Consider the following 26273-nt stretch of genomic DNA (forward strand, 5'->3'; position numbering starts at 1 on the left):
TAAGTTAGAAGAACACGGAAGCGTGTTCTTTTTTTGTATAATAAACATAACTAAAATAGATTAGGGGATAACATGGCGGTTACGATTCTATTGACACCGGGTGAGGTAGACAGCCGGCAACAACTGGTTGAACAAATTCACAACCAGCTGGTCCACCAGGACCGGCGTGATATTTATTACGTGGTGCCTAATCATGTGAAGTTTGATGCGGAAGTTGACGTCTTAAAACGGTTGGCTCGGGCTCAGGGCTATTCGGCAGACCAAGTTTTTGCACAATCTCAGGTTCAGGTTTACTCGTTAACCCGGTTAGCTTGGCGTTTTTTACAGGCTGAAGGGAAGGTCCAGCCACCAGTACTGGGAGAGGCGGGTCTTTTTGTGCTGGTTTCTCAAATTTTAAAAGAGAATGCCAGCCTCTTGCCAACCTTTGCCCGAATGCAAGCCAAGAAAGGTTTTGTGCAAAATTTGGTTAGTCAGTTAGCTGAATTACGTGGCGCAGAAATCAGTCCTCAGGATTTGCTGGCTATCTTGGACCAGGTCCAGAAAAGTGGGCAAACGAATCCCTTGCAGACAAAAAACTTGAACCAGAAGCTCCGCGATTTGGCAATTGTAGCAGATGCCTTCAACGAGGCCTTGGCGGAGCGCTATTTGTTGGCCCAAGAAGCCCTACCTTATTTTGTTGAGCAAAGCGAGAACTTGGACTTAAGTAATACTGTCATCTATCTTGAAGGGTTTACCGGTTTTACGGCTGGTGAATGGTCCGTGATTCATTTTTTGATTGAAAAAACTGATTTGACCTTGGCTATCTTGGGTGACAAAGACCAGTTGACCACGTTTGAGTCTGGGGATGTTTATGCCAAACCACTGACAACAGCTTTGACCATTATTAAACGCGCCAAGCACAAGGAAATTGATATCACGGTTTTGGATGGCCGGCAAAGGCAGTCTTTTGACTTGGTGGCCGATCACCCTGTCGAGCCTGCTGAAAAGCAGGCTGCAACTCAGTCGGTATCAGAAAACAAAACAAGAAAAACTACGAAGGAAATCCTATTACCGGTTTGGGCTAAGTTAGGCTCCTATCAAGAGCCTGAAGAAAAACAGGTTGAACCTGATTTACAAGCCTTTGTGGCGGATAATACTGTGACGGAATTAGAAGAGGTGGCTCGGCGGATTCGTCAAGATTTACAGGAACAGCCCGACCTTCGTTTACGGGATATTTTGGTTTTAGCCCGCGACTTGGGCCCTTATAGCAAGCATTTACCGGCAGTGATGAACCAATTTGACCTGGCGTATTTCTTAGATAATGACATTAAGATGGGAAACCATCCCTTGGTTGAATTGGTGACGAAGTTGCTTGGTCCTGCCAATCAGGCCTTTTATCCGGAAAATATTCTCACAATTTTGAAAACTGGTTTCTTGCGTCCCAGTCAAGACGGCCAGTTGATTAGTGATGACATTTATTTTGAAACCGTGGCCTACCTTGATAATTATTTGGCTGGCCATCGTCCCTCTGCACGAAAATGGCATGACCGACAGGCACAGTTTATTTTATTTGAGGATAACGGTGAGCCCGATCGCCCTGGCTTTGACCAAGATCAACGGGTTAACCACCGCCTGAACTTGTTGAAGGGTTTCGTGGTGGAAGCTCTCGATGCCATGCACCAAGGATTAAAGCGAGCGAAAACGTTAAGCGCTGGGGCCCGTTTTTTGATGACTTACCTTGATCAATTTCAGGTTAAAAAGGCGATTATTAACCATCGGGATGCTTTGGTGGCAGCTGGTGACTTGGTTAAGGCACAACAGGTCATGGAAGTTTGGCAGCTCTTTATCAATATTTTGGACCAAGTGCTCCAGGTCTCCGGTGAGCAAGTCTTTGACCGCCAGGTCTTTTTGGCATCACTACAATCAGGATTTTCCGGAGGGAAGTTTACCGGGATTCCTAACCAGTTAGACCAGTTAACCATTTCAGAGGCTGGAATCGTGCAGAGTCAAAAGTACCGAATTTTGTACTTTATTGGAGGGACCCGGTCGGCTTTGCCGGCACAGGTTAAGAATAAGACCGTTTTGACGGATCAAGACCGTCTGCTCGTCCAGCCGGCATTGGCCGAACAAGAAACACCACGTTATTTGCGACAAACCGCTGCAGCCCAGATGGCCGAAGAAAACTTGGTTTTCTATGGAGCGCTGCAGACCGCTTCGTCAAAGGTCGTTTTGTCCTACCCACTGTTAAATCAGGAAGGTCAGAAAAATGAGATGTCGCCTTACTATAGTCGCCTGCTAAATTTCTTTTTGGTACCAGTGCAGCCTGTAGCAGGGCAGGCCAAGAATTTGGCTGATTTAACGGCGCATTACTTGGGTACACCAGCAGCGACGCTTTCGCAATTGGCTAAGATGACTGATATTGTCGGCCAGGAAACTGATTTTCAAATTGTCCGAGATACTTTGGCAGATGCTGGCTTAGGCGGCCAGGTTGACAAGGTTTTGTCGAGTCGCCACTACCAAAATCAGGCCCGGATTTTGACCCCTGCTTTGGCCAAGGAGTTATTTCAGCGGCCGCTGCGGGTTTCAATTTCACAAATTGAAGCCTTTTATCAAAATCCCTATGAATACTTTTTGAAATATGGGTTGCACTTGCAGGAACGGCCAAGTGCCGAGCTAGATGCTGCTTCGACGGGGATTATTTATCATGACCTCTTTGAAAAGGCAATTTTCAACCTGATTGAAAAGAAGGAAAGTCTCCGCGACCTGACACCAGCAGATATTAAGGCAGTTGTTCAAGGTGAATTAGAGCGGCTAGTCCAGGAACCGCCATTTGCTGAGTTAAATGAGGATGGGCAAGGTAAGACAGTGGCCAAGTATTTGGACCAGGTTGCCCAGGAATTGCTCAAGCAGTTAACGCAGGCAGCTCAAACCAACCAGTCTGTCCCAGACAGGGTTGAAACGCTCTTCGGCTTTCCTCAGGGTGATTTGATGGCCTTGAGTTTAGGTGAGGGGGACCGGGAGGTCATCGTCCGTGGTAAGATTGATCGATTAGACCGACAAGATCCAGATGGGAACTTTGCCACTTTGGTTGATTACAAGACATCCAAAAAAACTTTTAGTTATCGTGACGCAGCCAATGGCCTGCAGCTACAATTGCTGACTTACTGGCAGGCTGTTCAGGAAAACGCCAAGCAGTTGGGCATTCAAAACGTTGGCGGGGCTTTCTTTGCCCCAATCCAGCAAGAGGTGATTCCACTGGCTAAATTCCGCGGTGATGTGGATGAATTGTTGGCTGGTAAAGCCACTAGTCAAAGCTTTCAGTACCGGGGCTTGGCCTTGGATAATCCTGATTACCTAGACGAATTGGAACGACTGGCGCCAAAGGAAAAGGCGCGCTACTATCAGTTAACGATGTCAAAGGATGGCCAGCCAACGGCCACATCGGAAACGATTGCCGCTGCTGATTTCGCCCTATTAGCTAAGAAAAACCGAGAACTTTTGCAAGAAGCGGCCGCAAAGATTCAGGCCGGGCAATTTCCAATTCGACCGGTTGAAAGCGCCCTACAATATTCCGCCTATCAGGACATCATGCGCTTTGATAAGGTCTTGGGGGACCATTACCAGGTGCCAAAGTATACCGGTCGGAAGCAAGCAGTTATCAAACAGTTACAAACAGAAGAGGATGGTGAAAATGGCTAGACGATACACCGAAAATCAGGCCAAGGCAATTAGCCATAGCGGCCACAATATCCTAGTGGCGGCCTCGGCTGGTTCTGGTAAGACAACGGTCCTGATTGAACGCTTAGTTCAAAAAATTTTAGCCGGTGCCAGTGTTGATGAATTTTTAATCGTGACCTTTACCAACGCGGCTGCTGCGGAAATGAAGGAACGGTTAGAAGTAGCGCTTACGCAACAAATTGGCCAGGTGACAGATGACCAGCAAAAACGTTTTTTGCTGGATCAGTTGGCACTTTTACCCGTTGCGAATGTCTCGACTATCGACTCCTTTGCGCTGAAACTCATCGATACGTACTACTATAAAATTGGTCTCGATCCTAGTTACCGGCTCTTAGCCGATCAGGCGGAGCTGAACCTGCTAAAGGACCGGGTGATTGGGACGGTCTTTGCTGATTTTTATGACCAAGGCCATCCTGACCATGAAGCTTTTTTGGCCTTAGTCAATAATTTTGCTAATCCAAATCAGGATCAGAACCTCAAAGAAAAAGTCTTAAAACTGGCTGATTTTGCCTTAGCCCGGCCGGACGGTTCAAAGTGGCTGGCCTCTTTGGCGGGTGACCCTGACAACGGTGAGTTGCAGAGTCAGCCGGCCTCGATGAAAGCCACTAACAGCGGTAGTTTACAGACGAAGTTAGCCTTGGAGACTGAGACAGATTCAGAATCAGTGGCTGCTTCAAGGCCAGCGCTAGTTGACCAGAACAACTTTCAAAAGTTGTTAGCACCAAAAATTTTGGCAACTTTTAACCAGGCGGACCAGGTTTTTACTGGAATCTTGCAAGACATCGAGGGTATTAGCGAGTTAGACAAGACAGCCAATTTTGTCCAGAATACCTTGGATAGGGTCCATCAAATTCAACAGGCGTTAACCGAACACCAATCCTTTGATACTCTACGGGGGTTGATTGCAGCCGAATGGGGCAAAATTCCACAAGCGAAGACGGCCAAGGTCTTTAAGGAGGATCCTGACTTAGCAGCACTGTTGGATGAAGCTAGAGCTGGCTTTAGCACCTTTTTTGCTAAATCTGGTCGTGTTGGCGCAGTTATTAACCTGAACCAAACTATTTTTGCTTTGACAGAAAATCAGTGGCAACAGGTCAATGTGGCCGGTGACCGGTTAGTGAGAACGCTGGTGACGGTGACGCAGACGTTTTTGACTGCTTTTGCTGCTAAGAAGCGGGAGGAAAACTTGCTGGACTTTTCAGATGCCGAACAGTTGTCCTTGCTGATTTTACAGCAAGAAGATGTGTTGAACTTGGTGCAAAGCCAATTTCAAGAAATCCTGGTTGATGAATACCAGGATATTAACCGACTCCAGGAAAGCTTCTTGAAAAGCTTGTCAAACGGTGAAAATATGTACATGGTCGGGGATGTCAAGCAGAGCATTTACGGTTTCCGTCAGGCAGATCCGTCGCTCTTTACCGGTAAATACTTTGACTTTGCCAGGAAGGACAGCCCAGATGAACGAATTGAATTGGCTGAAAACTTTCGATCAGAAAATAACGTGACGACGGTGATTAACCAGATTTTCACCCAATTGATGGATGAAGAGCTGGGTGATATTCCATACCAGGATTCTGCTAAATTGATTGCCGCAGCCTCCTATCCGGAAATGGTGCCAGCGATCTTTCAGTTGGATATCATCGAACAGGCAAAGCTGGAGGGAAATGCCTTTGCGACTGATGATCGTGGTGAAAATCAGACGGGGGTAGCAGCCGATAATAGCGAAAAAAGGGCCAGTCAGTACCGCTACTTAGCACAAAAGATCCAGGGATTGATTCAAACCGGGGAAGTCTATGATCAAACGGCCGGTTTGATGCGTCCAGTCAAGTTTTCCGACATCGCGATCTTAACGCGGTCAAAGACTGGTTATGTTGAATTATTGCGCACGTTAAATCAGGCTGGTATCCCAGTTCAGTCGGATGGGGTTGGAAACTACTACCAGGTCATGGAGGTATACTTAGTCCTTGATCTCTTGCGAATTGTTGATAATCCTCATCAGGATATCGCCCTTGCGGCCGTTTTGCGATCACCAATTTTTGCCTTTGATGAAAATGATTTGGCGGAAGTTCGCTTGGCTGATCGCCAGCACGATTTCTATACCGCCGTGGTAGCGGATGCCCAGAATCATGACCGCAGCCAAACTTTCTTGACAATGCTTGGTTCCTGGCAATCTTTGGCTCGGCAAAATGATTTGGTTGGCTTGGTTTTGGCGATATACCAGGATACCGGTTGGCTGGATTATGTTGGTGGCCTGCCCGGCGGGAACCAGCGGCAAGCTAATTTGCACGCCCTGTATGAAAAGGCCGGTGCCTTTCAAGAGAACGGTCAATCAGGGCTGTACGCCTTTATCCAATACATTGAAGAAATTCAAAAGAACGGCCAGGAAGTGGGCGAAGTCGCCCAGGAAGCAGCCGAGGAAAGTGTGGCCTTGATGACCATCCATGCTTCTAAGGGGCTGGAATTTCCAATCGTAATTTTGCCAGAGCTTGAAAAGGAGTTGAATGCCCGCGATATGCAAGGGGACTTCTTAGTGCAAAAAGATGCCGGTGTTGGTATTGATTACTTGGAACCAAATGCCAAGGTTAAGGTAGCGACAATGGCAAAGTATGCCGTCAAGGAAGCTTTGCAACGACAGGCTTGGTCAGAGGAGATGCGCCTTTATTACGTGGCCTTAACTCGGGCCAAACAGCAGCTCTATCTGGTTGGTACTGTTGCTAAGCAAGAAGATGAAAGTGCCCGGCCACGGGCGCTTTATCTTGAGGCGCGGTCAACAACTGGGCAGTTCTTAGGTCGCGACTTACGTCTTCGGTCCAAGTCTTACTTGGATTGGACGTTGATCACTTTGGCTCGGTTGCAGGTGCCAGCGCTGACTGAGTGGCTGGGCGAGGTCCAAACGCCACGGTTGCCATCAACTCAAACGCCACAAACTGGCATAATTCAAGTCGCCATTATTCCAGAAGAAGAAGTTGGCCCCTTGAAGGTGGAATCAGCTGGCTCGTCAGCCATATCACCGGCTGCTGGACCAGCAAATGCTGGCACATCGAAGCAGCCAATTGACAGCGACCTTCTGCGTGACCGTTTGAATTACCAATATCCTAACTGGCCAGCGACCCAAACAGCCGCCTATCAATCAGTCTCTGAAATTAAGAGTCTCTTTGAGGATCCGGACCAAAGTCAATTGGCAAAGTTAACCTTGGATCAGGCCGGTCACCAAATGCTATGGCCGTCTCATTCTGCTGAGACTGAAAATAGCGCAGCGTCTCAGCAGCCGGTGGCGGAAAAGTGGCAGCGATTTGAAGAAAGGACCACGAACAAGCAGCAACCATCCCGAGGCAATGCTGTCAAGGATAATAGTAGGCAAAACGAGCCCAACTTGTTTGCTCAGTCGGCAAGCGAAGAAAGTGCCAGCCACCGTCCTGACCAGCGTGTCTTGGATCCGACGGCTCATGTACTCACGACCGATACCTTACCGGTACCAGCCTTTGAAGAGGACGGTCAAGTTAAGCCAGCGCCAACTGCGGTGGGGACGGCGACCCATCTGATTTTACAGTTGATTGACTTTAACCAACCCTACACGTTGGCCGACCTTGAAGAACTGTTGGCTAGTTTGGTGACGGCTGGCAAGGTTTTGGACCAGGTGGCTACTCTGGTTGATTTGGACCAGATTCTGGACTTCTTACAGACAGACATGGCACAAACAATTGCTCGTCATTCAAAGACACTGCACCGGGAAAATCCATTTTCAATGTTGGTGCCTGCTAACCAGGTCTATCCTGATTTAACTGAAACGGAACCAATTTTAATTCATGGAATCATTGATGGTTACTTTATTGATGACCAGCAAAAAACGATTACGCTCTTTGATTACAAGACAGACTATGTGGCGAAAACGCCAGGGCCAAAGCAAAACGAGGGCTTGACCAAGATTCGCCACCAATATACTGGCCAAATTCGTCTCTATCAGTCGGCTTTGCAGCAGGAATATCCTGGCTACCAGGTCCAAAATGGACTTTTAATTCTTTTGGCTGGTCATAAAACGCTTGAAATTTCTGCTAGGCGGCCGGTGGGGCTTTCGTAATCGGCTTTGTCAGCGTATAATGGCAGGCAAGTGCAAGTCAGGTGGGTTTCGCCGACTGTTTGTTAAGGCCAAAAATTAGGTCTGCATGAAACGGGGAATTTTGATGAAAAATTTTTACGATATTTTACAGTACTTAAAAACTTATGACGTTTTTATTCACTTAGGCAAGCGTCTCTGGGATATTGAAATGGCCGCTTTGGAAGTTGATAACCTTTACAAAGCCGATGTGCTTTCAAAAGAAGATTATCAAAAAATGAAAGTTATCTTGGCCAAGGAGCATGACCAGGAGGCAAAGCTGACTGGGGATTATTCTGGTCCGGAATTTTTAGCCGCAAGTAGTGTACAATAAATTCTATGGTCGGCTGATTTTTCTTTAGTTGGATTGATTGGACAATCAGAATAATATTGTTTGGAAAATAACTTATGTTGTTTTTTGTAAACGCTTGCATAAGGTGGACAACCTTTGTTAAAATAACTGAGTAATCTAAGATACAGGAGGAATGTTCTGTCAGGCCACTGCGGCAGAGCTACAGTAAATTATGGCAAAAGATAAATTAATCGGGGTTGACCTCGGGGGAACTACCATTAAGTTTGCGATTTTGACTGACGAGGGTGAAGTCCAACAAAAGTGGTCAATTCAAACCAACATTTTGGAAGACGGTAAGCATATCGTCCCTGACATTATTGAATCAATTAATCATCATTTGGACTTGTACCAATTGGACAAGAGCCGCGTGATTGGCATTGGTATGGGAACTCCTGGAACAGTTAACCGTGAAGAGGGAACTGTTCAGGGTGCCTACAACTTGAACTGGGCACAAGAACAAGCAGTTAAGGAGCCAATCCAAGCTGGAACTGGTTTTGACTTAACCATCGATAACGATGCCAACGTTGCTGCCTTAGGTGAAGCCTGGAAGGGTGCTGGTAACAACGATGCCGATGTTTCCTTCATTACTTTGGGAACTGGTGTTGGTGGTGGCTTGGTTGCCAACCATGAATTGATTCATGGGGTTGCTGGTGCTGGTGGTGAAGTTGGCCACATCATCGTTGAGCCAAATGGTTACTTGTGTACTTGCGGTAACTATGGCTGCTTGGAGCAATACGCTTCTGCAACCGGTGTTGTTCACTTGGCACAGGACTTTGCTGAACAGTATGCTGGTGAATCAAAGTTAAACCGGATGATTGATAATGGTGAAGAAGTAACTTCAAAGATTATCTTTGATTTGGCCAAAGAAGGTGACTATTTGGCTAACGAAACGGTTGATAAGTTGGCTTACTACTTGGGTTATGCAGCTGCCTCCATTTCAAACATCTTGAACCCATCAGCCATCGTGATCGGTGGTGGTGTTGCTGCTGCAGGTGAATTCTTGCGCGAACGTGTTGAAAAGAACTGGACAAAGTTTGCCTTCCCAACTGTTCGGACTTCAACTGTTGTTAAGTTGGCTGAATTGGGAAATGATGCTGGTGTTATTGGCGCTGCTTCATTGGCTAACAAGAACAAAAAAGAAATTTTGCTCTAATTAACGTTTAAATAATCAACAGAAAACAAACAACTGACCGGTTGTTTGTTTTTTATTATCTCAAGGGGCCAGCAAACTTATGGTAAAATAGGAAGTGATCTTGGCAAGCAAATTGCCAACGTTTCAAGGAGGACCGAGTAGTGGAGTGGGAAAGTTTTTTTGAACCATACACCCAGGCCGTCGCAGAGCTAAAAGTGAAGTTGAATTATCTCAGCGCACAGTACCAAAAGGACGGGCAGCCAACGCCGGTTGAGTATGTTACGGGTCGGGTGAAGTCCCAGGCGTCAATTGAAGAAAAAATTGTGCGTCGGCACTTGCATGAAGACCGTCTGGCCCTCGATTTGCAAGATATTGCTGGTTTGCGGATTATGACCAAGTATATTGAAGATATTTATGCGGTTGTGGAAATCTTACGCAAGCGGACTGATTTTACCATTTTGGAAGAACGTGATTACGTGATGAACGCTAAGCCTTCAGGCTATCGGTCATACCATATGGTGATTGAGTACCCTGTTTCCTTATTAGATGGGGAGCACAAGGTTTTAGCAGAAATTCAAATCAGAACCTTGGCAATGAACTTCTGGGCAACAATCGAACATGATTTGCGCTATAAGCATGGTGAGATTTCACCGGAGATGGCCGAAGAATTAACGGAAATTTCCAATCAGACCTTTTCACTGGAACAAGAATTTTCAGAAATAAAGGCCAAAGATTAAGAAGAGCCGGCTTAGGCCGGCCTTTTGATTAGCAAGCAGAAAAAAGATCTTAGAGGAGCAGGCATGAAAGTCGCCTTATACAATAATGATCAGGCCCAGTCGCTTGCCATTGTGGCCGACCTGAAAAAAGAATTGAAAGCCCAGGGAATTGCTTTGGACCGGGAAAACCCCGATTTAGTGGTTTCTGTTGGTGGGGATGGCACCTTACTTGGAGCCTTTCAAGAATATATCGATGGCAATGACGACCTACGTTTCGTTGGTTTACATACCGGTCATCTTGGATTTTATACTGATTGGCTGGGCAGTGAGGTCAAGGAACTGGTGAAAAGCTTAGTCCAAGATGAAGGCCAGCGTGTTTCTTACCCGTTGTTGAAGATGACAACTGTGATGGCCGATGGTGCCAGGCAGGAATATTTGGCCTTGAATGAGGGGACGATTAAACAGCCAGTTGGCACAATGGTCGCCGATATTTGTTTAAGTGGCCGGCTCTTTGAGGGCTTTCGGGGGGACGGTGTCGCCATTGCAACGCCAACTGGATCGACTGCTTACAATAAGGCCAATGGTGGGGCAGTCTTACACCCATCATTAAAGGCAATCCAAATGTCTGAAATTGCGTCGATTAATAATCGGGTCTTTCGAACGTTGGGATCACCATTAGTGGTCCCGGCGGGACAGAAGATTACCATTCGACCCAAAACCAAAGCTTTTTTGTTGACCTGTGATCAGTTAGAAATTTTGGCCGAGGGCATTGAGGCCGTTGAATTTGAGGTGGCCGAAAAAGAAGTTCATTTTGCTTCCTTCCGTCATTTAGACTTTTGGAGTCGGGTGAAACAGGCCTTTATCGCTGACAGCAGTGATGAAGACGTTGAATAAGTGGCAGGGGTGGTGTCTGGTTGAACAAAGATACTGTTTTTGCATGGAATTGAAAGGAGCTGGTTGACAGACCGGCACAGATAAATTAGTATGAAATTTTCTTGGACATATCAGGGAAAAGAAGAACGGAAGGTCCGCTCTTTCTTACAAAGTCACGGTGTTTCACACCGGATGTTTTCACAAATGAAGCATAATGGCGGTGCCATTTTAGTGAATGACCAACAGGTTTATACCTCCGATTATATTCAGGATGGCGACCTAGTCACGATTGTGATGCCGGTTGAAACGGGAAATGACTTGGTCGTTCCCGATTTCATGCCATTGGCTGTGATCTATGAAGATGAACATTTTTTGGCTGTTGATAAGCCATACGGTGTTACCACTGTCCCAGGACATGCCGATCGACTACATACGTTGGTCAACCAGGTGAAGGGGCACTTGCTTGATGAGGGCGCCGAAGATTTGGTCCCCCACGTCGTAACCCGTCTTGACCGCGACACTTCCGGGATTGTACTGTTAGCCAAGCACCGTTTTGCTCACGCTGTTTTGGACCAACAATTGCAAGATCATTCGGTGGAAAAGTTCTACACAGCCTATGTTTCTGGCCACTTGCCAGACGATCATGGTCTGATCGAGGAACCGATTGGCCGTTTGCCGGGTGACTTTATCAAGCGCACGGTTACACCCGACGGTAAATTATCAAAGACGGAATATTGGGTAGAACACCGGTACACTAATAATGAAAATCAGCCGATGACCCGGGTTAGGGTTCAGTTGCATACCGGACGGACTCATCAAATTCGTGTTCATTTTGCTCACATCGGCTTTCCGTTGGTGGGAGATGACCTGTATGGCGGACCTTTGTGGTATGGGTTGAAGCGTCAGGCCTTGCACGCCTACCAAATGACCTTCTATGATCCTTTTATTGAAGAAAACCGTCATCTGCAAACGGATTTACCGGCCGATTTACAGGCATTAAAGGACATTCAAGGGTAAAAACGTATACGAATGAGGTTGAAGCTAAGCTGATTTTGTAGTATTTTCAAGGAAGATAAACGAAGTGGAAAGGAATCCTTTCATGGAATTAGACAATGAGCAGCAAGTCCAACAAGCTGTCCATGCCTTAACGGATTTGCTCGAAAACGGACAAGACGATGATTTTATGACCGAATTTATGACCCTGCACGACTTTGAAAAGGGGCAGGTTTACGCTAGCTTTTCGAAGAATATTCGGGAGGTTGCTTGGCGGGTCATGGATGACGAAACGCTTGCGACTGTTTTTGATAACTTGGAAGGCGATGCTGAAGAAGTCGTTGATCTTTTGCAGGAGGTGCCACCACAAAAGGGCGCCAACATCCTCGTTGAAATGTTTGCCGATAATGAAGCTGATTTGTTCCAAGCCATGCCGGCCCGGTTAGCTTCAACGTATTTGGCACTGATGCCTGATCGAGAAGCTCAGGAAATCAGAAATTTGATTAAGTATGAGGACCAGACGGCCGGGGCCCTAATGGCGACTGAATACTTGGCAGTAGCTGCTGGCTCAGTAGTCAAAGACGTTCTAGCCCAAGTAAAAAAGCAGGCAGAAGAGGCTGAGTCAATCATTTATGTTTATGTGGTTGATGAAAAACATCGCCTGGTTGGAATTGTTTCCTTGCGGGACTTACTCACACATCCGGATGAGATGACGATTGAGTCAATTACTAATACCCGGGTTATTTCGGTCAAGGCGGGTGATGATCAAAAAGAAGTTGCCCAAGTCGTGGCCGATTATAACTTCTTTGCCATTCCAGTGACCGATGACGATCAGCATTTGTTAGGAATCATTACAGTTGATGATATTGTTGATGTGATTGACGAAGAAGCAGTTGAGGAGTACTCAGGTTTAGCTGCCGTCGATGTTTCTGATACCGATGATAGTCCCTGGCATTCTGCTTTAAAGCGGATGCCGTGGTTCTTGGCACTGTTGGTTTTGGGCCTGATTTCCGTCGCCCTCGTCGCTAGCTTTGAGCACACGATCCGTCAGGCACCAATTTTGGCAGCATTTATCATGGTTATTGCTGGGATTGCTGGTAACGCAGGGACGCAGTCCTTGGCTCTGGCTGTCCGCCACTTTGGTTCAAGCACGGATAAGTCGTTTTGGAAGAATCTGATTTCTGAGTTGCTGTCTTCCTTTGTGTTAGCCATCTTAGCAGGTGTAGTCCTTTTCGGTTTTGTTTTCCTTTGGCAAGATAATGAAGGTTTGGCCCTAGCCGTTGCCTTGTCTGCAACCGTTGCGATTCTGCTTTCAGCCCTGTTGGCTTATTTGGTACCGGCAGCACTGCGTAAAGTGAATTTGGATCCAGCATTGGTGAATGGACCGTTGGTGCAGACCGTGGTTGATTGGGCGGCTATCCTGGTTTACTTTGGGATTGCCACTAGTATGTTGAATGAATTTATTGGAAAATAGTGTTGCAGCGCTGTCATGAACGCATGGCAGCGCTTTTTAGTTAGGACTACTTTTATTTTATTAAATGAAAATTAAGAATAGCTTGAAACCTGCAAAAAAAGAGTTCGATAGTGTAGAATGTTCAGTGATAGGCTTGGCTGAGTTTCTTAGGCTAGGTCACCTTTGAAAGAACGATTAATCAAGGAGAATTTTTTATGAAAAAAATTGGGACAATTATTGGTTTTATTTTAGTCGTAGTTGCCGTTGCTATGGGTGGCTATGCGTTAGGGACTAATCACAGTTCAAAAGAGTCAGCAACTTCATCGAATTCGGCTTCAACCTCTTCAGCAGTGTCACCTGTAACTAAAAGCACTAGTTCAAGTAGTTCAGCATCATCTTCTGCAACGTCATCTGCAACTAATCAAAAGGGTGCTAATCCAGAAACATCAGCTAGCTACGATCCAAATAAAACATTGAACGGTCAAACAGTTGATTCATCAACGATTCAACAGGTAACGGCTCAGCTGAAGGCGGCTGGTTTGCCAGCTGATCAGTGGGCACCAAGTGATATTAAGCAAATTATTACGCAAGCATCACAACAGGGAATGTCACCCGTTGATTATGCTAAGCAAAACTACCACCAATAAGGAATTGAAATAAACATGAATATAAAAAATGGGTTACTGACATTAGCCGCTATCTCAACCTTTGGATTAGTGGTTGACCAAAATCAAATAAGAGTGCACGCTGATGGTGTGCCGAGAGTCACGGGTGGCCAAGCTGGCTTACCCCGTATGGATGTTGTGGATGTTTCTTCAAACAATGGTTACCTTTCAACAAACGACTTTCAAATCATGAAAAATAATGGTGTTAGAGGTATTATTGTTAAGCTGACAGAAGGGACATACTATCGAAATCCGTATGCCTCGAGTCAGGTTAATAATGCGCGTGCTGTTGGTTTGAAGGTTTCAGCATATCACTACTCTACTTTTAATAATCAAAATAGTGCCCGATCAGAAGCAAATTTCTTTGCCGATTATGCCAACCAACTCGGTTTTAACAGCAGCGATTTAATGGTTAATGACTTGGAAGATAGTTCGACGACGGGCGGAGATGTCTCTGGAAATAGTTGGGCTTTTAATGACCAACTTAAAAATCGTGGTTTTACAAACGGAGCACTCTATACGTATACGTCTTATAAAAATAATAATGGTTTAAATACTTGGTTTCTGGCAAACGACCATATCTGGATGGCCGCTTATCCATATTATCCGTCAATCAATAGTTTATGGAATAGTCAATATGGTATGTGGCAGTGGTCGTCTAACGCTGGCTTTGGCGGTATAAGTGGTACTTTTGATGTTTCCATCGATTATAGTGGGATTGCTAGCCAGCTATTAAATGGTTATGTGTATGATGGTTCCCAAGGCCATGATGGTTACCGCTGGTATGATAATGGTCAATTAGGCAACGGGAAACGCTGGTACGCCGGTACATATTATTGGTTTAGTAATGGCGAACGAATCGATAATTCATGGCAGAGTGATGCGACCGGAACGTATTATACTGGGTCAGATGGTCGCAGTTACCAGGGGCTGCAAACAATTGGTAATGCCCAATATTACTTTGGAAGTGACTTTACCTTGCAAAAGAACCAGTATGTGACGTTTGATGGTGGGGCGGCTTATGTGGATAATCAAGGAATTGTAAGGCCTCTTGGTACTGGTTACATTTATACAGGAGCTAGCGGCCATGATGGTTATCGCTGGTTTGATAACGGTCAAATTGGTAGTGGAAAGCGCTGGTATGCCGGCACGTATTATTGGTTTGATCAAAATGGCGAACGAATCGATAATTCATGGCAGAGTGATGCGACCGGAACGTATTATACTGGGTCAGATGGTCGCAGTTACCAGGGACTGCAAACAATTGGTAATGCCCAATATTACTTTGGAAGTGACTTTACCTTGCAAAAGAACCAGTATGTGACGGTCAATGGTCGACAGTACTATGTGAACGCGCAAGGAAACGCAAGGCCTGCAGATACGGGTTATATTTATACAGGAGCTAGCGGCCATGATGGTTATCGCTGGTTTGATAACGGTCAAATTGGTAGTGGAAAGCGCTGGTATGCCGGCACGTATTATTGGTTTGATCAAAATGGCGAACGAATCGATAATTCATGGCAGAGTGATGCGACCGGAACGTATTATACTGGGTCAGATGGTCGCAGTTACCAGGGACTGCAAACAATTGGTAATGCCCAATATTACTTTGGAAGTGACTTTACCTTGCAAAAGAACCAGTATGTGACGGTCAATGGTCGACAGTACTATGTGAACGCGCAAGGAAACGCAAGGCCTGCAGATACGGGTTATATTTATACAGGAGCTAGCGGCCATGATGGTTATCGCTGGTTTGATAACGGTCAAATTGGTAGTGGAAAGCGCTGGTATGCCGGCACGTATTATTGGTTTGATCAAAATGGCGAACGAATCGATAATTCATGGCAGAGTGATGCGACTGGAACGTATTATACTGGAGCAGATGGTCGCAGTTACCAGGGACTGCAAACAATTGGTAATGCCCAATATTACTTTGGAAGTGACTTTACCTTGCAAAAGAACCAGTACGTGACGGTCAATGGTCGACAGTACTATGTGAACGCGCAAGGAAACGCAAGGCCTGCAGATACGGGTTATATTTATACAGGAGCTAGCGGCCATGATGGTTATCGCTGGTTTGATAACGGTCAAATTGGTAGTGGAAAGCGCTGGTATGCCGGCACGTATTATTGGTTTGATCAAAATGGCGAACGAATCGATAATTCATGGCAGAGTGATGCGACCGGAACGTATTATACTGGGTCAGATGGTCGCAGTTACCAGGGACTGCAAACAATTGGTAATGCCCAATATTACTTTGGAAGTGACTTTACCTTGCAAAAGAACCAGTATGTGACGGTCAATGGTCGACAGTACTATGTGAACGCGCAAGGAAACGCAAGGCCTGCAGATACGGGTTATATTTATACAGGAGCTAGCGGCCATGATGGTTATCGCTGGTTTGATAACGGTCAAATTGGTAGTGGAAAGCGCTGGTATGCCGGCACGTATTATTGGTTTGATCAAAATGGCGAACGAATCGATAATTCATGGCAGAGTGATGCGACTGGAACGTATTATACTGGAGCAGATGGTCGCAGTTACCAGGGACTGCAAACAATTGGTAATGCCCAATATTACTTTGGAAGTGACTTTACCTTGCAAAAGAACCAGTACGTGACGGTCAATGGTCGACAGTACTATGTGAACGCGCAAGGAAACGCAAGGCCTGCAGATACGGGTTATATTTATACAGGAGCTAGCGGCCATGATGGTTATCGCTGGTTTGATAACGGTCAAATTGGTAGTGGAAAGCGCTGGTATGCCGGCACGTATTATTGGTTTGATCAAAATGGCGAACGAATCGATAATTCATGGCAGAGTGATGCGACTGGAACGTATTATACTGGAGCAGATGGTCGCAGTTACCAGGGACTGCAAACAATTGGTAATGCCCAATATTACTTTGGAAGTGACTTTACCTTGCAAAAGAACCAGTACGTGACGGTCAATGGTCGACAGTACTATGTGAACGCGCAAGGAAACGCAAGGCCTGCAGATACGGGTTATATTTATACAGGAGCTAGCGGCCATGATGGTTATCGCTGGTTTGATAACGGTCAAATTGGTAGTGGAAAGCGCTGGTATGCCGGCACGTATTATTGGTTTGATCAAAATGGCGAACGAATCGATAATTCATGGCAGAGTGATGCGACCGGAACGTATTATACTGGGTCAGATGGTCGCAGTTACCAGGGACTGCAAACAATTGGTAATGCCCAATATTACTTTGGAAGTGACTTTACCTTGCAAAAGAACCAGTATGTGACGGTCAATCGTCAGCAGTACTACCTTGATGATCAAGGAAAAGCAAAGGCCGTTTGAAAAATACAAAACTCAATGATTTTAAGTGAGAAGGAAGACTAAACATTTTAGTTTTCCTTCTTTTTATTGAATTTTTGGTTTAAAGAGCCGAAGTATAGTAAACTATAACAATATATTTAAATTTTTAAGGACATGTCAAATGCAAGTTGCTAAAAATTATCTTTATAATGCAGCATATCAATTACTGAATATTATTGCGCCCATTATTACGCTGCCTTATTTGGCACGTGTTTTGGGAAAAAATGGTGTTGGAGTGGCTTCTTGGACGAACTCACTAGTTACCTATTTTCTCTTAATCGCAAGTTTGGGGATTGTTACTTATGGTTCTCGAGAAATCGCTTATGTTCATAAGAACGAAGCGTTACGGCAAAAAAAGTTTTGGGAAATTCAGACGATTCACTTTATTGCAGGTTTTGTAGCCTTGATTTTGTATGTGCTATTCATTTATGCCGGTGGTGCGTTTAATCAGCGTATTCACCAAAATGAATTATTTCTCTGGTATCAAATTTGGGTGATTTTTTCAGGTATTGTTGATATTTCCTGGTACTTTATCGGTTTAGAAGACTTTAAAAAAACTGTTTTACGCAACATGATGATTAAGTTAGCGATGACTGTTTTGATTTTTGTTTTGGTAAAAAAGCCAACTGATATTGGTGCCTATATTTTGCTACTAGCCTTGTCACAGGTTTTTGGTAATCTTTCGATGTGGTTCTATTTGATGGGCAAGTTCCGTTGGCCAAGGTTGAAAGAACTTAATTTAAAGTCGCACTGGCATCCTGTTTTCATGATGTTTTTACCAACGATTGCGACGCAAATTTATTTGCAGCTAAATAAGACAATGCTGCCATTTATTACTGGGGCAACTGCGTCATCTGGTATTTACGATAATGCGGATAAAATTATTAAGGTTTGCCTGGCTTTGGTTACATCAGTGGGAATGGTTATGTTACCACGGATGTCAGCCCACTATGCTGCTGGTGAACACGATCAAATGAAGAAGGCAATTCATTCATCAATGGATTTTGTGTCAGCAATTGCCGTGCCACTTGCCTTTGGAATTGCTGCAGTTGGACCAACGGCAATGCTTTGGTTTTTAGGAAAATCATGGGGGGACGTTGGTTCGGCCCTTGTTCTATTGACACCAATCATTGTTTTCATCGGCTGGTCGAATGTTATTGGTAACCAGTTCTTAATTCCTACGAAACGCCTAAGTGAGTATACTTGGTCAGTAACCTTTGGTGCCGTTCTAAACGTGTTCCTGAATTTCTTTTTAATTTTTATTTGGGGCGTTAAGGGGGCGGCATTGGCAACAGCTATTTCAGAATTTGCTGTTATTGCTTATCAACTATTTGTGACAAGAAACGATATGAAAGTGCGAGCCCATTTCGTTGGACTATGGCGCTATTTGTTGGCTGGGCTGGCAATGTATTTTGCGGTGCTATACTTTGTTGCTAACCATGGTATCGGTATCAAGAGCACATTGATTGAAACGGTCATAGGTGGTTTTGTTTACTTGCTTGTACTCGTTATTCTTCGTGCACCTATTTTAAAACGGTTATTGAATTGGCGTTCCTTCCGCTAATAGGGTGATTCTGGTATAATAAGAATTGTTGTGCACTAAATTTTAAATATTGGAGGATGGGGTTTTGAAACAGTTCCTGTTTTATCGCCTTCCCAAACGAATTTTAGATATTGTTGTTTCCTTTGTAGCTTTAATTGTTTTTTCACCAATTTTTTTGGTAATTGCAGCGATTATTAAGTTTAGCAAGGGTACAAGTCATGTTTTTTATGCTCAAGACCGTGTCGGTCAGGGCGGTAAGCATTTTAAAATTTATAAGTTCCAGTCAATGGTTGACAATGCTGATCAAATCCTTAAATCAGATAGCCAGTTGTATCAAAAATTTGTTGATAATGGTTATAAATTGCCGACTAGAGAAGACCCTCGAATTACGAAAATTGGGGCGATTTTGCGCAAAACGTCACTCGATGAATTGCCACAATTCTGGAATACTTTAATTGGGAATATGTCAATTATTGGCCCACGGCCAGTGGTTGAGAGTGAATTGGTTGAATATGGCGACGAAAAACGAATTCAAAAATTTTTGTCTGTCAAGCCCGGTGTTTTCGGCCTCTGGCAAGCTTCCGGACGATCAAATATCGGATATCCAGAGCGGGCTGAAATTGAACTCGATTATGTTGACCGTGCTAACTTAGGTTTGGACTTTAAAATTATGTTTCTAACAGTTGTTGCAATTTTCAAAGGTGATGGAGCCTTTTAAATAAGACTGTATTTTCCAACGAGGAGAAATAAAAATGGAATTTTCATTAACTGACTTGGCTAAACGCTTTTGGCATTTTGCTTGGTTGATTCTACTGTGTGTCGTTGTTTTTGCTGGTTCAGGGTTCGTGTACGCTAAATCTGGGAAAGTCATTACTAATTTTTCGGCCAGTCGAACAGTTTTAATTGCTAAGAATAATACGGATGTCCGTGATCCGAATTCGCGTGTTCAGGCAGACAAGGCATTGATTCCAACTTATCAAAAGGTAGCCCAGGATGACGCCATTGTAACTGCTGTTCAAAAAACACTCCCATTTAAAATGAGTAAGAGTGATGTTTCATCTGCCGTAAATGTTCAAAATCCAACAGATACTGTGGCGCTTGCATTCCAGGCTTCTGGTTCAACAACCTATCGAGCAAAGACATTAGCAAACGTCTATGCAGAAACTTTTGCTAATGTTGGGCCAACTCTGTACCCTGACATGGGAAAGCCAGATGTATTGTCGAAAGCGACAGGGTCGGATGTTACTCGCTCTGCGTTGAAGAATGCAAAGAAATTAACATTGTTTGGAGCTGTTTTTGGTTTTGTTTTGTCAACCGTCATTATCTTGATTTTAGGAATTCGTCAAAATTATGAAGTGGCTCGAAATCGGGAATAATTGAGGATTATGGTTAACTTTCTTTTACCAATAACTTTTTTTTCAAAGACATATTCTTATTCAGTTGCTGAGCCAATGGCAATGGTTAGTTTCCCATTTATGATTATTGTCATTTTGATTCAGCTATATCGTTTTCCAAATAGGATTAAAAATCTTATTCCTACACCTAAAGCATTTTTCCTTGCTGCATTCGTTTGGTTTTTTCAATTATTGGCAATGTTTTTGTCATACCGCAAAACAGGTGAAACTTTGGTAACATGGGGCCTTTTACATTCGCCAATTACCTTAGCGGGATGGACGCTTGCTGTATACATAGCATGGGCAGTGATTCAAGTTACCGTTATTACGGAAAAGGATGAAAAACAATTTATTAAAGCTGGCATAATTGGGCTTTTATTTTATTTAATATTTGCCCTGTTTCCGCAAGTTTTTCTTACATTGCATCTAAATATTTTCAATGATTATGTTAATCTGTTAGCCAAGTTTTTTGAGGAACGTTGGAAATCGATGCCAGGTTATGATTTTTATAGCAATGGTTCTTACTCTGCAACTCAATTAAGAGTGAATGGCTTTGAACCAGAAGCCTCTTATTTGGCAAATTTATTGAGTGTTACGTATATCCCTATACTAATAGGTATAACGGTAACTGGCCAAAAAATTTGGCTTAAAATTAATTCAACAAAATTGCAAATAATTTTTAATGTAAGTATTACCTTTATTGTTTTATTAATTTTGATTTTTGCTAAAACCACGACCGGAATTTTAGCTGCAATTGTTGCTTATTTTATATGGATGTCTTGGTCGCGGGGATTCTTAAGAAAGTCAATTTTGTGGATTGCTCTTGTTGGAATGATTTTGTTAATTGTTGGTTATCTAAAAATTAGCGTAATTCATAGTATGCTTAACCAGTTTTTGTTTGCTAAACAAGGTACTGATAATCGTTGGGGTGGCACAATAGGGTTAGCATTAACTTTTTTATCACATCCTATTTTAGGAGTGGGCACCGGGTTTACTTCATATTTTACGATAGAAAATTTTCCTATATCAGCTTCACAAAATTTTGAATTTCAACATGTTTATTCTCAAACCGGTTTTCCGATTTTGTCTGAATTTCTAGGTTGGTTATCTACTTTTGGAATGATTATTGTAATTCCAGCTTTAATGTTATTAGGAAGGTTAATTGCTCGATCATTTTTAATTGAAAATAAGTTAAATGGTTCTACTACAGAAGTAGTTGATCGATCATGGTCGCGGAGTTTGCATATTAGCTTTATTTCTATGATTATTCTTGTTTTGTTTTCATCGATTTTTATTATTCGGATTTACTTGTGGCCGTACCTTTTAATGTTCTTCTTTTATCGGAAACATATTATGCGTTTGGAGGAGGAACTAAAGCAATGAAAGTCTATATTGCAACACACAAACCATATGCAATGCCTCAGGATCACCTTTATCAACCATTGATGGTCGGTTCGTCTTTGAGAGATGAAGTTCCAGCTGGTTATCAACGCGATGATCAGGGTGAAAACATTTCGACTAAAAATCCCAACTTCAATGAATTAACTGGCATTTATTGGATGTGGAAGAATTCTGAAGAAGATGCAGTGGGTTTGGTTCACTATCGACGCTATCTAGGCCAAAAAGGTGGACATGACTACGCTAAACGGCTAAATCAAAAAGATATTGAAAGCTTGTTGCGCCACCATGATGTGATTTTACCCAAAGAACGGAATTATTACATTGAGAATCAGCGGAATCATTATCTTCATGCTCATGCCCATGAACCTTATGAGATAATGGAGAAGGTAATTCGCGAGAATTACGAAGACTTTTATCCGGGATTCAAACGGATGGAGCAATCAACCAAGGCTCATCTGTTTAACATGTTTATCATGAAAAAAGATGTTTTTGATGATTATGCAGAGTTTGTTTTTGGTGTTTTGGGAAAAGTTCAAGAAAAAGTCGACTTGTCCACTTTGCATGGCCAAGACGCTCGTGTTTTTGGTTTCTTGTCAGAACGATTAATGGATACTTGGCTCAATACTCGAAACTACTCTTATACGGAAGTCCCTGTGATTAGCCTTGAAAAAACGAATTGGCTTGATAAAGGCACACAATTTTTGAAACGGAAGTTTCTTCCAAATTCTAAGAAAAAGGTACATTTCTAATGGCAAATAAGTTTAATACTAAAAATTATGATTACTTAATCGTTGGTGCTGGTCCTTTCGGGATGACTTTCGCTTACGAAGCAGCAAAGCGTGGCAAGCGTTCATTAGTTGTTGAGAAACGCTCATTTATTGGTGGTAACACGCATACGCACGTTGAAAACGGCATTACTGTTCATGATTTTGGTGCTCATATCTTCCATACGGATAACAAGGAAGTTTGGGACTACGTGCAGAACTTTGCGGAATTTAACAATTTCCAAAATCAAGTTGTTGCCAACTATAACGGTAAGCTCTTTAACTTGCCATTTAACATGAACACGTTCTACCAGATGTGGGGAACAAAGACACCTGCTGAAGCCAAGGCTAAGATTGAAGAACAAAAGTCTGCCGCTTTGAAGGAATTGGGTGATCGTCAACCACGTAACTTGGAAGAACAAGCAATTTCATTGATTGGAACAGATATTTACCAAGCTTTGATTAAGGGTTATACCGAAAAGCAGTGGGGTCGTAAAGCAACTGAATTGCCAGCGTTCATTATTAAGCGTTTGCCAGTTCGTTTTATTTACGATAACAACTACTTTAACCACCGTTACCAGGGAATTCCTGTTGGTGGTTATACGCAAATTTTTGAGAACATGGTTGAGCGTTCAAACGGCTTGATTGATGTTTTGACTGATACTGATTTCTTCGATCACAAGGATGAATTTATGGCAGAATTCCCACGTGTTCTTTACACGGGAATGATTGATCAGTTCTTTGATTACAAGTTTGGTGAATTGGAGTATCGTTCATTGCGCTTTGAAAGCGAAACGATTGACTCTGATAACTATCAAGGAAATGCCGTGATTAACTATACGGATGCTGAAACACCATATACGCGTCAAATGGAATGGCGCCACTTTGATGGTTTGGCAGACGAAGGAAAGACAATCATTACGCGTGAATACCCACAAGACTGGGATCGCACGAAGGAAGCTTACTACCCAGTTAACGACGATAAGAACACTGAATTGTACAAGCAATACGTGAAGGCTGCTCGCGAAGAAGCCCCTGAAGTACTCTTTGGTGGCCGTTTGGGTAAGTATCGTTACTTTGATATGGACCAGGTTTTCAATGATGCCTTTAACACTGTTCGCCAAGAGTTTGGTGTGGCAGATGACTTTAACTTTGCACACGATGATGTGAAGTAAGAAAAAAGGTTGCCTTAATCTTGGCAACCATACACATTTGTTTTAAAAGGGAGAGCAGCAATGGACATCAAGGACCAATCAACGGTATTGTCACTTATTGTGCCGGTTCATAACGAAGAAGATACGATTCAAATTTTTTACGATGCTATTCAAAAAGTTAAGCCGGAAGTTGGAGCAACGATTGATTTTCATTTCATTGATGATGGTTCAACTGATGGAACATTACCAATTTTGCGTCATTTAGCAGATCAAGATGATCATGTGCATTACGTTTCTTTTTCACGTAATTTTGGCAAAGAGGCAGGATTGTATGCTGGCTTACAACAGGCAAAGGGTGACTATGTCGCGGTAATGGATGTTGATCTTCAGGATCCACCTGAGTTGCTGCCACAAATGCTATCTGAAGTTCAAAGTGGGGAATACGATGCAGTTGGTACTCGACGCGCTGATCGCAAGGGTGAGGCTAAGTTACGTTCATGGTTCTCTGCTCAGTTCTATAAGTGGATGAACAAGGTATCTCAGACTCATTTGGTCGATGGGGCTCGTGATTATCGGGTAATGACGAGGCAGATGGTGAATGCCATCCTGTCGCTGTCTGAGAATCAACGTTTTTCGAAGGGAATTTTTACTTGGGTCGGTTTTAAAACCAAGTATATTCCATATGAAAACCGTGAACGTATTGCTGGAACAACCTCTTGGTCATTTTGGAAGCTGACCAAATATGCTATTGAAGGAATTGTTTCTTTCTCAACCATGCCGTTAACAATCGTGACCTTCCTAGGTTTACTGTCATTTGGTGCTTCAATTGTAGCAGGAATCTTTATTGTTATTCGAGCTTTAATTTCAAATAGTTCTGTTGCTGGTTGGCCATCGATGGTAACAATTGTTCTCTTCATCGGTGGTATTCAAATGCTTTCTTTAGGTGTTATTGGTCGCTATATTGCCGCGATTTTTATGGAAACCAAGAGAAGACCAATTTATGTGAAAAAAGAAGAGAAGTAGGGTTTTGACAACATGGCCGTGACTATAAAGACCTTTATCAAGGAACATTGGCGTTTAATTGAAGTATTGTTAATAATTGTATTTAGTATTTTGGCGATTGTACCAGCTTTTGTTGGTAATTATTATAATAATTCTTCGGATGGTTTTTATCATTTAAATCGCTTTGAAAACATTGCTATGGCAGTTAAAAGTGGTCATTTACCAGCACTATTTAATTTTGCTAATGCACCAATTAACAGTTATCCAGGAGTTGCAATTAACGGTATTTATCCTTGGATAATGGGACTTATTTTTATTGTACCAAGAGTCATTTTTAACAACCCTTTGTTTGCATTAAAAGTTGGCTTTTTTTTATTAAATGTACTTACGATTGTGAATGTTCGCTTTTTAATGAAAGAAGTCACTGATAGGAAAATATTCATTTGGCTAGGAATTATTATTTATGAATTTAATAATTTTCATCTAATCGATTTGTATTCAAGAACCGCAACTGGAGAAGCTTTCGGTTATGCCATTATGCCTTTAGTTGTGTTAGGGCTTATGCAAATATCGAACAAAAAAGCAAAAGGAACATTGGTTTTAGGTCTTGCAATGGGATTGCTAGCTAATAGCCATCTGTTATCTTTGGCTTTAGCAGTTGGGTTTATTGTTGTTTTTGAAGTGATTGCATTAGTGCAAAAAAAGGTTGACTTAACTGTCATTAAAAGTCTATTTTTAGCAGCTTGTATGGCACTCATAGTTGGTAGTTATTCTCTTGTTAATCTGATAACGATTTATCATCACGCTGAGATTCTTTCCCCAGATCAATATATAGTGCCATTAGATTTTAATAACTTTGTTAGTCAAACATTTCAAAACAACATGGGTGAACAATCATCATGGAGCTATGGACTACCTCTTGTCATTGTTCAAGTTGTTTTAACTGTGCTGCTTTTCAAATCCGAACCAAAACGAAAGCATTGGGCAGGCTGGCTAATCGCTAGTGATATTATTTTATTGATAATTCAAAATTGGTGGCCGTGGGATAAGTTAATTCACACACCAATTGCTTTTATTCAATTACTAGCCAGAATGAATTTATTTATTGTCTTGTTTTTGGCTGTTGCACTCACACTTTATTGTAATCAGCAGTTAAAGATTCAAAATTGGGTCATTGTCACTATAGAAGTGCTAATTATTTTATTTTCTATTACTGGCGCTTACCAAGTACATCGCAATTATTTAGGACCGAATACTTATCACGATGTCATTAAAAAAGAAAATTATCAAAAAATCTTAACAACGCGATATAGTTTTTCTGACTACTTGCCAATTTCTAAAAAAACTCATCAAGTTGTGGATATTCCAAAAAATAAACAGGATGTTCATGTACAAGAAGTGCAGCGAAAATATGATTCGATTACCTACCAAGTTCATGTGAATAGTGCTGGGATGCAGGTGATTTTACCTGTTGTCCTTTACGATGATTTTAATTATGCTATCAATGTGGATGGAAATAATGTGAATAGCCAAACGATTAATTATGTGTCTGTAAATATGACTAATGGAAATCATCAAGTTACAATTCAAGCAAAGGCTTCCAAAAACGTGGGTTGGTTTGTCTTGTCAATTGTAATGATTATAGCTATTTTGATACTGTTATTGATTTACTAGATTGA

Annotated in this window: 18 protein-coding genes; all 18 read left to right on the forward strand. The window is 42.9% G+C overall.

Features of this window, described 5'->3' with window-relative positions:
• Positions 1–72 precede the first annotated feature (72 nt).
• The 18 genes from M3M36_RS06135 (at position 73) to M3M36_RS06220 (ending at position 26268) form a co-directional block, all read left to right on the forward strand.
• On the forward strand, positions 73–3678 hold the full coding sequence (locus M3M36_RS06135) for a PD-(D/E)XK nuclease family protein (RefSeq protein WP_252773698.1): 3606 nt from the start codon (positions 73–75) through the stop codon (positions 3676–3678).
• Positions 3671–7795: a helicase-exonuclease AddAB subunit AddA gene (gene addA / locus M3M36_RS06140; RefSeq protein ID WP_252773699.1), complete on the forward strand. Its 4125-nt coding sequence runs from the start codon at positions 3671–3673 to the stop codon at positions 7793–7795. The genes M3M36_RS06135 and addA overlap by 8 nt, the downstream gene beginning before the upstream one ends.
• Positions 7796–7898: 103 nt before the next feature.
• On the forward strand, positions 7899–8144 hold the full coding sequence (locus M3M36_RS06145) for a YqgQ family protein (protein ID WP_252773700.1): 246 nt from the start codon (positions 7899–7901) through the stop codon (positions 8142–8144).
• Positions 8145–8334: 190 nt separating this feature from the next.
• On the forward strand, positions 8335–9315 hold the full coding sequence (locus M3M36_RS06150) for an ROK family glucokinase (RefSeq protein WP_252773701.1): 981 nt from the start codon (positions 8335–8337) through the stop codon (positions 9313–9315).
• Positions 9316–9455: 140 nt separating this feature from the next.
• Positions 9456–10031 (forward strand): GTP pyrophosphokinase, encoded by a 576-nt coding sequence (locus tag M3M36_RS06155; RefSeq protein WP_252773702.1) that lies wholly within the window; start codon positions 9456–9458, stop codon positions 10029–10031.
• A 63-nt stretch (positions 10032–10094) separates the two neighbouring features.
• Complete coding sequence (locus M3M36_RS06160) at positions 10095–10904, forward strand: NAD kinase (protein ID WP_252773703.1); 810 nt, start codon at positions 10095–10097, stop codon at positions 10902–10904.
• 90 nt (positions 10905–10994) lie between these two features.
• A complete protein-coding gene (locus tag M3M36_RS06165) occupies positions 10995–11900 on the forward strand; it encodes an RluA family pseudouridine synthase (RefSeq protein WP_252773704.1) in 906 nt (301 codons plus the stop codon).
• A gap of 82 nt (positions 11901–11982) precedes the next feature.
• Positions 11983–13350, forward strand: a complete 1368-nt coding sequence (gene mgtE / locus M3M36_RS06170) for a magnesium transporter (RefSeq protein ID WP_252773705.1) — start codon at positions 11983–11985, stop codon at positions 13348–13350.
• 194 nt (positions 13351–13544) lie between these two features.
• Positions 13545–13976, forward strand: coding sequence for a hypothetical protein (locus tag M3M36_RS06175; protein ID WP_252773706.1), 432 nt, complete (start codon positions 13545–13547; stop codon positions 13974–13976).
• A 15-nt stretch (positions 13977–13991) separates the two neighbouring features.
• A complete protein-coding gene (locus M3M36_RS06180) occupies positions 13992–17318 on the forward strand; it encodes a GH25 family lysozyme (protein WP_252773707.1) in 3327 nt (1108 codons plus the stop codon).
• Between the two features lie 139 nt (positions 17319–17457).
• Positions 17458–18900, forward strand: a complete 1443-nt coding sequence (locus M3M36_RS06185; RefSeq protein ID WP_252773708.1) for a flippase — start codon at positions 17458–17460, stop codon at positions 18898–18900.
• A gap of 64 nt (positions 18901–18964) precedes the next feature.
• Entirely contained in the window at positions 18965–19597 is a 633-nt protein-coding gene (locus tag M3M36_RS06190; protein ID WP_252773709.1) for a sugar transferase, read from the forward strand.
• 34 nt (positions 19598–19631) lie between these two features.
• Positions 19632–20255, forward strand: a complete 624-nt coding sequence (locus M3M36_RS06195) for a YveK family protein (protein WP_252773710.1) — start codon at positions 19632–19634, stop codon at positions 20253–20255.
• Positions 20256–20264: 9 nt separating this feature from the next.
• Positions 20265–21656, forward strand: coding sequence for a hypothetical protein (locus M3M36_RS06200; RefSeq protein ID WP_252773711.1), 1392 nt, complete (start codon positions 20265–20267; stop codon positions 21654–21656).
• Complete coding sequence (locus M3M36_RS06205; protein ID WP_252773712.1) at positions 21653–22423, forward strand: DUF4422 domain-containing protein; 771 nt, start codon at positions 21653–21655, stop codon at positions 22421–22423. The genes M3M36_RS06200 and M3M36_RS06205 overlap by 4 nt, the downstream gene beginning before the upstream one ends.
• Entirely contained in the window at positions 22423–23613 is a 1191-nt protein-coding gene (gene glf, locus M3M36_RS06210; protein WP_252773713.1) for a UDP-galactopyranose mutase, read from the forward strand. The genes M3M36_RS06205 and glf overlap by 1 nt, the downstream gene beginning before the upstream one ends.
• A gap of 60 nt (positions 23614–23673) precedes the next feature.
• A complete protein-coding gene (locus M3M36_RS06215; RefSeq protein WP_252773714.1) occupies positions 23674–24615 on the forward strand; it encodes a glycosyltransferase family 2 protein in 942 nt (313 codons plus the stop codon).
• A gap of 18 nt (positions 24616–24633) precedes the next feature.
• Positions 24634–26268, forward strand: coding sequence for a hypothetical protein (locus tag M3M36_RS06220; protein WP_252773715.1), 1635 nt, complete (start codon positions 24634–24636; stop codon positions 26266–26268).
• Positions 26269–26273 lie beyond the last annotated feature (5 nt).

This window comes from Fructobacillus americanaquae (assembly GCF_024029775.1).
Lineage (GTDB): Bacteria > Bacillota > Bacilli > Lactobacillales > Lactobacillaceae > Fructobacillus > Fructobacillus americanaquae.